Source organism: Micromonospora sp. NPDC057141 (assembly GCF_042670805.1).
Lineage (GTDB): Bacteria > Actinomycetota > Actinomycetes > Mycobacteriales > Micromonosporaceae > Micromonospora.
Genome location: NZ_JBHUVA010000130.1, coordinates 1 through 9,755, shown reverse-complemented (window position 1 = coordinate 9,755; position 9,755 = coordinate 1). Strand labels below are relative to the sequence as shown.

The 9,755-nt window shown below is 70.7% G+C and carries 2 protein-coding genes; one reads left to right on the top strand and one right to left on the bottom strand.

Annotated features, from left to right (window positions below):
- Positions 1-516: 516 nt before the first annotated feature.
- Positions 517-3,708: a DNRLRE domain-containing protein gene (locus ACFT41_RS31315; RefSeq protein ID WP_377589888.1), complete on the bottom strand. Its 3,192-nt coding sequence runs from the start codon at positions 3,706-3,708 to the stop codon at positions 517-519.
- 450 nt (positions 3,709-4,158) lie between these two features.
- Between ACFT41_RS31315 and ACFT41_RS31310 the strand changes: the two genes are divergently transcribed.
- The coding region (locus ACFT41_RS31310) for a sugar-binding protein (RefSeq protein WP_377589889.1) at positions 4,159-9,755 on the top strand (5,597 nt) is incomplete at its 3' end.

Genomic DNA, 9,755 nt, shown 5'->3' with positions numbered 1-9,755 from the left:
GCCGTCCACGCCCGCTTCAGCTGGCCGAGCGCGTCGTACTGGAAGCACTGCCGTTCCTGGATGCCACCGGCCTGCTCCCGAATGGCCAGGACGGCGCAACACCTGCCCGTACGGCGACAACATGGAGATCAACTTGATCACCCCGACCGGCGTGGTCAGCCGGCAGCCGCCTCTACTTCTCGTCCCAGCGGGGCCATCATCGGCTCCGACGGCATCAACCGGCCCCTTCCGCCGCTGACTCCTGGCGGCAATCTGGGCGATTGCTCTGGACGACTGCGCTGCCGGTTGTCCGAACGACATCACCCCGCCGCCCCAGCATCCTCGGTGATCAAGAGGAATGCGTCAGGGATGATCTCGACGATGACGCAAACTTCTTGATCACCGCGCCGGGGCGGGACGGGGCGGGACGGGGACGGGTGGGGCGGGTGATGTCCTAAGTGACTCAGCTCCGTATGGGCTGTCTCCACAGCATTGGCTGATCCTGTTTGCGGAGTCTGCTGGTCATCGTGAGGTGGATCAGCCGAAGGATTTCATCGTGCTCCAGTCCGAGCCCAGCACGACCTTCACCGGTGCGCCGGCGCTCGTCGTGGAGGGGTGGTAGACCCGGATCTGGCCGTCGGAGCCGTACCGGACCCAGAGGTCGGGCACCTGGTCGCCGCTGACGTCCGGGATCGCGACCACCGCGCTTATCGCCGCCTCCGACCAACCGGTGCCATAGGAGACGTCGCCGTCGCGCGAGTTGGCGGCCTGCTTGAGCGAGTGCAGATCGACGCTGCCGGCGGCCGGGCCGGGCAGGCCGTGGCGGACGTACATGTTGCCGTTGTCCAGGTTGCGCCAGAGCAGGTCGGGGGTGCCGTCGACGTCGATGTCCGCCAGGTTGACGATGTCCCGGCGGGCCCAGGCGGTTCCCTCCATCAGGATCGCCTCCTGGAAGCTCGCCCCGGTGTAGCCGCCGAGCATCCAGAACGCGGTGCCGGCCCGTACCACCAGGTCCGGCCGTTGGTCGCCGGTGACATCACCGATGGCCTTGATCTGGGTCCAGGTGCTCGGGTCCGGCGCACCGGACGGCAGCAGCACCCGCAGCCGACGGTTGACGTCGAAGCTGCCGTACCCGTCGCCGGGGTAGAGCCAGAACCTGCCGTCGGGGGTGCGGGCGAACAGGTCGGTGATGCCGTCGCCGGGGTAGGTGTCGTCGTACTTGGCGATCAGGGCCGCCTTGGCGGCGTCCGCGTCCCACCAGTGTCCGGGCGGGTTCAGCTCGTTGTCGGTGGTGTAGGAGGCGGCGAGCCACGAGTACAGTTCGCCGCCCTCGTCGCCCGCGTAGGTGCGCAGGTTACCGGTGGCGTCGACGAGGAGCAGGTCGGGAAGGTCGTCGCCGGTGACGTCGCCGGGCTTGTCGGCCGTCTCGCTCGGTGGCACGTAGAAGGTGTAGTCGGTGCGGACGCTGCGGTTGCCGACCGCGTCGAAGGCGTACACGTGCAGGGTGTTCGGGCCGGAGTGCCGGGGTGCCAGACCGGCCACGGTGGCCCTGCCGTCAGTGGCTGGGACCGCGACGGGGTTGATGCTCTCGAAGGAGTAGCTGAACTGGGCGGCGCCGGCCGCGCTGAACTCGACCGGCCCGGTCTGCCCGAATTTGACCGTGGACCAGGTGGCACCGTCCGGGGTCGCCTCCAGCCACACGTTGCTGGCGACGTCGGGCGCCGGAGGGGCGGAGGCGTCGATGGTGAAGCGGCACGGTTCGGTGCCGGGCGGATAGTACGAAGAGGAAGCGTTCGAGTGGTCCTCGGCGCGGACGTCCCAGGAGTAGGTGACCCCGTCCTCCAGGCTGCTGACCGGGACCGTCCAGCTTGCCTTGCCGTCACTGGAGTGGGTGACGAGGGTGCCTGCAGGCACCGTCGTGCCGGTTTGCCAGAAGCGGAAGCGCAGCCCCTTGAGGTTGCCGTCCGGGTCGATAGCCTTCGCCGACAGGGAGATGGTGGTCCGGGCGATGGTGGCGCCGGTGCCGGGGCCGGGCACGCAGCTGCCGCCGGGCGAGGTCCGGCCGTCCGTCGGCTCGCCCGGCGGGTGATTGTGGACGACCTCTAACTCCGCCGTGTTGGCCTTGAACTTGCGCCAGGTCAGCGTGTCGGACTCGCTGGTGGCGCGCATGCCGAGGGTGATGCTTCCCCAGCCCTTGGTGGCCGCCTCCTGGGCCGCGCCCAGCACGTCGAACCGCACGTACTCGTCGTCGCAGTTGCTGCCGTAGCCGTGGGCGAATGACCGCTTCTGTTGCAGGGACTTCCACGTGGGCTGCTTCTGCCAGGTGCTGCTGGAGGAGATGGCGCCGGTGAGCCAGAGCTGCATCTCCCGAGCCGTGCAGGACCAGGAGTGGTTGTTCAGCACCCGGAAGCTGGCCTCGCTGACCACCGTTCCCTCGAACGCGCTGTTGAGGCCCATCCGCCAGAAGGAACGCGTGGTCAGCGGGGTGTCCTCGTCGTAGCCGACCCGGGCGTCGGAGGTGCCGCTGTTGAAATTGGTGCTGTGGTAGGTGTTGGTGTTCGGGCTCTGCTTGTAGACGGTGGCCCAGGACTGTAGGCCGGTGGTGAGGGTCGGGTCCAGGAACAGCGGGAAGAGCGCGTCGGGGTCGGTGAGCAGGCCGGTGGCGGCGGCGTCCAGGTGCAGCCGGGCCTCGCCGGTGTCCCCGCCGTCGAGCCGGGTGGGCATCGGGGCCCGACGGGCGCCCGGTTCGGCACCGATCAGTCCGGAGAGTTGCAGCACGTCGGCGCTGGTGGCCACGGCCGTGCGCAGCGGCGTCTCGGGGGAGGCGGGTTCCCGGCCGGCGGAGTCCCAGGCGAACGGGCCGGGGATGGCGCCGATCTCCGTGCCACTGACCGGGTCGAGGATCTGTACCCCGTTGGTGGACTGCTGGTGGTGGAAGACCGCCGTCGCGGACCGCAGCCCGTAGGTGAGGGTGTCGACGGCATCGAGGGTGGCGGCGTCCCGGTTCTTGACGACCAGCAGTTGCCCGAACCCGCCTTCCTCGCGGGCGACGACGAGCAGGTCGACGCCGGGCCGCACCTCGGGGTAGAGCGCGCGGGGCCCGTCCAGCACCGGTTCCGGCAGGGGCCCGGGCCACAGGTACGTGATGGTGTGGCCGTCGATCTGCACCTCGGCGAGGGCCGAATCGGTGGGGCTCTCGGGCTGGGTGGCCGGGGCGAGCCGCAGGAACTGGGTGGTGGTGCCGCGCCTGCTCGGGTCCGGGCCGCGCTTCGCCGCCGGAGGGCTGCCAGCGGAGAAGCGCACCGGCATCGGCGCATTGGCCGGCGTGACGTCGAGCCCGGTGGGGGTGTTGCCGGCCCGGGTCAGGGTGGTGTCGATGGTGGCCCACTGCCCCGAGGCGGTTTTCGCGCGCTGGGGCACGGCGTGGAAGGTGGTGCGTAGTTTGCTGTCCGGGCGCGCCCAGGTGAGCGAGGTGGCGGTGGTGGCGGTGTCGACCGGCACCTCCTGGCCGGTGCGCCGGGCCTCGGCCATGGCGGCCGCGTAGTCCCGGTCGACGGTGGCCGCCGGCCCGGCCTCGGCGGCCCGGTCCGGTGCAGACCCTCGGCTGTGGTCGGCGCGCAGCCAGTACGGCAGCCCGGCCGCGACAAGGGCGGCCAGCAGAAGGGCCAGGGTGCAGAGCCGCCGGGTGCGCGTACGCAGGAAGGGGCTGAGCAGGCGAGGCGCGGTCACGGCGGTCTACTCCCGTGGGGGCCGGGCGGACAGGGCGGCGGCAACGACGAGCGATCCCGTCCGGCGGAGGGCCACGGGGCAGAAGCGCGGGCACACGATCGCACAGCCAGTCGCCAGCTCGTCACACTTTTACCGTTATGAATCCGTGACCTCGGCTCTCTCGTTGTCGAGAGTTACGACCGAGAGCTGACCTATGCGGCTTTCGTCGGCCGAACGTATCGGTTATGTGCTGATCAATCGATCAAGGGGGACTCGGGCCTTTTGGAAGCCCTGATGGAGAAAAGGGCGGTGACGAAGATCACTACCATGTCGCTCTGATTACGATCAGTCACCTTGAGTAAGGGTGATAGGTGATCGACAGTGCTCAGGCGTGCCACGCCCGGCGCGTGCCGTGCCCTCGCGGTCGTACCGCGACCTCTTCCGTCTTCGCGCCTGGGTGGGAGCCGACGTATGCCTGGTACCGGATTGCTGTCCCGACGGCGTCCCGGCCGACCCGCCCGACCGATCGCCGGCAGCCGGCGGTGGTCGCCCACCCGCCGGGCCCTGGCGCTGGCGCTCCCGGTCACCCTGCTGGTGGCGCTCGCGCCCGCGCAGGCGTGGGCGGTGCCGGGCGCCGGGATGAGCCGCACCGGGATGCCGGTCGAGCTGCCCGACATTCCCACCATCGAGCACGTCGACCGCGACGCGGACGCCGAGACGGAGCTGACCACCGCCGACGAGGTGCCGGTGGTCCCGTACGAGCCGCAGGCGGTCACGCCGTGGCAGCAGGACAGCGGTGAGGTGGACCTGACCTCGGCCACCCCGGGCACCCCGCTGCCGGTCGAGGACCTGCCGGTCGCCCTCGGCGTACCCGATGGTGGCGACCCGGCCGACCTGGCCGGCACCTGGAAGGTCGACCTCTCCGGCCCCGAGGCGTCCCAGGCCGTCGGGGCCCCCGGCCTGATCATGAAGATCACCCCGCCGGTGACCGCCGACCCGGCCGCCGAGGTCGCTCTCAGCGTCGACTACACGCCCTTCGCCGACCTCTACGGCCCGCAGGCCGCCGACCGGTTCGGCCTGGTGCTCCTGCCGAGTTGCGTCTACGACGACCCGGACGGCGGGGACTGCGCCCCCGACACCGGCGGCACGCCGCCCCTGGCGTTCACCCCCTACCAGGCGCCCGGTCCGGACGCCGGGGCGGCCGTCTCCAGCGAGGCGGAGCTGGTGCCGGCCGACGAGGCACCGATCGCGACCGATGGCGAGGGCACCCGCCGGATCGTCAACGGCAGCGTCTCGATCGGCTCGCTGCTCGCCGGGCCGACCGGTCCCGCCGGGGCGGGTTCGCGCAGCGCGACGAGTGCCGCCGGCGCCGGGGTCGTCGGCGTGCTCGACACCGGGGCCTCGGCCGGCGGCGACTTCACCGCCACCCCGCTGCTCTCCTCCGGGTCCTGGGCGGCCGGCGCCTCGTCCGGCGCGTTCACCTACGGCTACCAGGTGCAGGTGCCCGAGACCGCCGGCGGCCTGATGCCCCGGGTGAACCTGGGCTACTCCTCGCAGTCGGTCGACGGCCGAACCTCGGCCACCAACAACCAGGCCTCCTGGATCGGCGACGGCTGGGACTACAGCGCCGGGTCGATCACCCGCAGCTACGCCAACTGCACCCAGGACTCGAAGAAGTCCGGCGCCAACAACGCCACCCACCGCACCGGCGACCTCTGCTGGGGCTCCGAGAACGCGACCCTCTCCCTCGGCGGCATGACCACCGAGTTGGTCTGGGACGCGGACGAGAACACCTGGTTCACCGCCAACGGCGACGGCTCCCGGGTGGAGCTGGTGAAGGACAGCAGCAAGGCGAACGGTGACGCCGACGGCGAATACTGGGTGGTCACCACCCGCGACGGCACCCGCCACCACTTCGGGCTGCACCGCCTGCCAGGTTGGTCCACAGGGGACCCAGTCACCAACTCGGTGCTGACCGTCCCGGTGTACGGCAACCACGCGGGCGAGGACTGCTACCAGTCGGGCAACTGGGCCGGCTCGGTCTGCACCCAGGCCTGGCGCTGGTCGTTGGACTACGTCGAGGACGTCCACGGCAACGCGATGAGCCTGTGGTGGGCCAAGGAGACCAACCACTACGCCCGCAACTTCAACTTCAAGGCCCCCGTCCCGTACGACCGGGGCGGCTATCTCACCCGGATCGACTACGGGCAGCGCGCCAACAGCGTCTTCTCCGCCGCCCCGGCCGCGCAGATCACCTTCACGGTGGCGGAGCGCTGCTTCGCCGAGGGCACCGTCACCTGCACCGAGGCCAACTTCACCAGCAGCGACCCGGCCAACTACCGAATCTGGTACGACACCCCGGCCGACCTGCGCTGCGGCGACGACAAGAAGTGCTGGAACGCCTCCCCGTCGTTCTTCACCCGCAAGCGGCTCGACAAGATCACCACCTCGGCGCAGCGGCAGAGCGGCACCACCGCCCGCCAGGTGGTCGACGAGTACCAGCTCGCACAGGCCTTCCCCACCACCCGGACCGGCCCGAACACTGCGCTGTGGCTGGAATCGATCACCCGCACCGGGTACGGGCCCGGCGGCGGCACCGACAAGATCACGCTGAACCCGGTGCGCTTCGAGGCCAACCCCGAGGACATGCCGAACCGGGTCCGCAACGACGACCGCCCCGGGTTCTCCCGGCTGCGCATCGCCCGCATCATCAACGAGTACGGCGGCGAGACCGTCGTCAGCTACAAGCAGCCGACGGGCGACTGCGCCACCGGCACCGGCCTGCCCGGCAAGACGGACACCACCGCGCTGAAGAACAACAACCGGCTCTGCTACCCGTCCTTCTGGCACCCCGACCCCAGCGCCGAGGAGATCGACTGGTTCCACAAGTACGTGGTGGACAGCGTCGAGGAACTGCCCGCCATCGACGGCCCGGCGGTCAGCACCCTCACCCGCTACACCTACGCCGACCCGGGGTGGAAGCTCGCCGAGCAGGAGTTCACCAAGAAGTCGGTCCGGACGTACTCGCAGTTCGCCGGCTTCGCGCAGGTAACCGTACGCACCGGCGAGACCGACGCGGACCACGGTGACGGCAGCGTGGCGACCAAGTCCGTCACCCGCTACTTCCGGGGCATGGGCGACGACGTCTCCGTCGAGGACACCGCCGGGCAGGAGATCGCCAATGACCGCGAGCCGTTCGCCGGCCGCATCGCCGAGGAGCTCACGTACGCCACCGTCGATGCCGCGACCGGCGACTGGCTCACCCGCAGCGTCACCTACCCGGAGGCCGAGGAACTCGGCCGGCGCAACCGGGACGACGGGCTCAGCCCGCTGCGCGCCTGGCGGGTCACCGAATCCCGGGTGGTCGCCCACAGCCGCTCCTCCGGCACCGGTGACGACACGCGCACCGCGCGGACGGTCGAGACGAAGACCAGCTACGACGCCACGCACGGCCTGCCGACGCAGATCGAGTCGCTGGGCGACACCGGCAAGACCGGCGACGAGACGTGCACCCAGCTCACCTACCTGCACCGGCTCGACCGTAACCTGGTCGGCCTGACCCAGCAGCTGCTGACCAGCCCCACCACCTGCGCCGCCGCCACCTGGACGAACCTGGCGTCGCTGAGCTCCGCCAGCCGGATCGGCTACGACGGCGCGGCGTACGGCACCGCGCTGGCGGCGAACACCCGTGCCCTGGTCACCCAGACCTGGTCGCTCAAGGGCGACGGCTCCGGCTTCCAGTCCGACGGCACCGTCGGCTTCGACGCCCTCGGCCGGGTCGTCTCCCGCACCGACCCCGACCTGAAGACCTCCACGACCACCTACATCCCGGCCACCGGTCAGCCCTTCCAGGTCGAGGAGAAGAACTCACTCAACCACCGGCAGATCCAGGAGTTCGATCCCGGTCGCGGGGTCGTGGTGCGCAGCACCGACCTCAACGACCGGGTCAGCGAGTCGAAGTTCGACGCCCTCGGCCGCCTCGTCGAGGCGTGGGCCGCCGGCCGCACCCCGTCGGCCGGGGCGATCCCCGACTTCCGGGCCGAGTACACCATCGAGTCCGGCAAGCCCCCGTACATCACCACGAAGGCCCGCAGCCACGAGAACCGGGTGGAGACCGCGGTCACCATCTACGACGGCCTGGGCCGGGAACGGCAGAGCCAGCAGGAGGCCGTCGGCGGCGGACGACTGATCACCGACACCCTCTACAACCGGGCCGGCGAGGTGGGGCAGACCCGCAACGCCTACTACGCCGACGGCAACCCCGGCGGCACCCTGTTCACCCCGGCGGCGGACACCGCCGTGCCCAACGCCACCCGCTACACCTACGACGGGCTCGGGCGTGTCGTCGAGGAGATGCCCGTCCACAACGGCGTCGAGGTGCCGCTGCGGTCCACCCGCTACGAGTACGGCGCCGACCACTCCACCGTGCTCAACCCGGCGGGCGCGGCCTCGTACCGGCTGTTCACCGACGCCCTGGGCCGCACGACGCGGGTCGACACCTACACCAAGGGCGACCGCAGCGCCTTCGTCTCCATGCGCTACCAGTACGACCCGCAGGGTCAACTGACGCGGGCCACCCACTCCGAGAACCCGAAGGAGTGGACCTGGAGCTACGACCACCGGGGTAGGCCGGTCAGCGCCACCGACCCCGACACCGGCGTCACCACCCTCACCTACGACTACCGGGACCGGCAGGTCACCAGCACCAACGCCCGGGGCGTGACCGTGTGGAACGGCTACGACGAGCTGTCCCGCCCCGTCCAGCAGCGGCTCGGCGGCAACGGCGGCACCCTGCTCGGCGAGTACACCTACGACACGGTGGCCGGCGGAAAGGGCCTGCCGGCGACCGCCACCCGCTACACCGACGGGCTGCCGTACACCCAGAGCATCGGCGGCTACACCGACGACTACCAGCCGACGTCCACCACGCTGACGCTGCCCGCGACCATCGCCAGCACCTGGGGGCTGCAAACCTCCTACACGTACGGCTACACCTACACCGACACGGGAATGCCCGAGTCGACCGTGCTGCCCGGCGTCGGGGCGCTGCCCAGCGAGAAGGTGCTGGTCCGCTACACCAAGGACGGCCTGCCCCTGTCGGTCTCCGGCAAGGACTGGTACGGCGCGGAGACGGTCTACTCGCCGTACGGTCAGGTGTTGCGCTCGACGCTCGGCGCGCAACCGCACCGGGTCTGGGCCATGGCCTCGTACGACGACGCCAGCGGCGCCCTGACCAGCCAGCAGGTCTACCGCGAGAAGGCCGGCGACACCGGCGTCGTCGGCGGCAACCTGGTGTCCAACCGCCACTACTGGTACGACAACGCCGGCAACGTCCTGGCCATCCGCGAGCAGGCCGACGGCATCCAGGAACGGCAGTGCTTCCAGTACGACGCACTCGGCCAGCTGAAGCGGGCGTGGACGGCCGCCGACCAGGCGTCGTGTGCGCCCGGCCCGGCGGGCACGGGTGGTGTGCTCAACGTGGCGGTCGGCGCGGACGGCTCCGGCTACTGGCAGGAGTACGAGTACGACCTGCTCGGCAACCGCACGGAGCTGGTGGAGAAGGACCTCACCGGCGACACCGCCAAGGACGCCACCACCACCTACGCCTACGGCAGGGCCGACGGCAGCCAGCCGCGCACCCTCACCACGGTCACGAAGAACTACGTCACCCCGGCCGGCGCCGCGATCACCGCCGCCGCCCAGCGGTTGTACGAGCTGACGGGTGAGACGAAGTCGGTCGCGTCGGTGCAGAACGGCGACGAGCAGACCCTGACCTGGACGTACGACGGCCAGGTCGAGCGGATCACCGGGCAGGGCAGCAAGGGCCGGACCCCGTACGTCGGCCTGGGCAACAAGTGCCTTGACCTGTTCGCCGGCCGCGCCGCGGCTGGTCAGCCGGTGCAGTTGTTCGCCTGTAACGACACGGTGGCGCAGAAGTGGGCGTTCACCCCGGCCGGCGGCCAGCCCGACCCCAACGCGGGCACCCTGTCCATCTACGACACGTGGTGCGTGCAGCCGGCCGGCACGACCGTCGGATCGGCGGCGCAGATCCGGCCGTGTGACGGTGG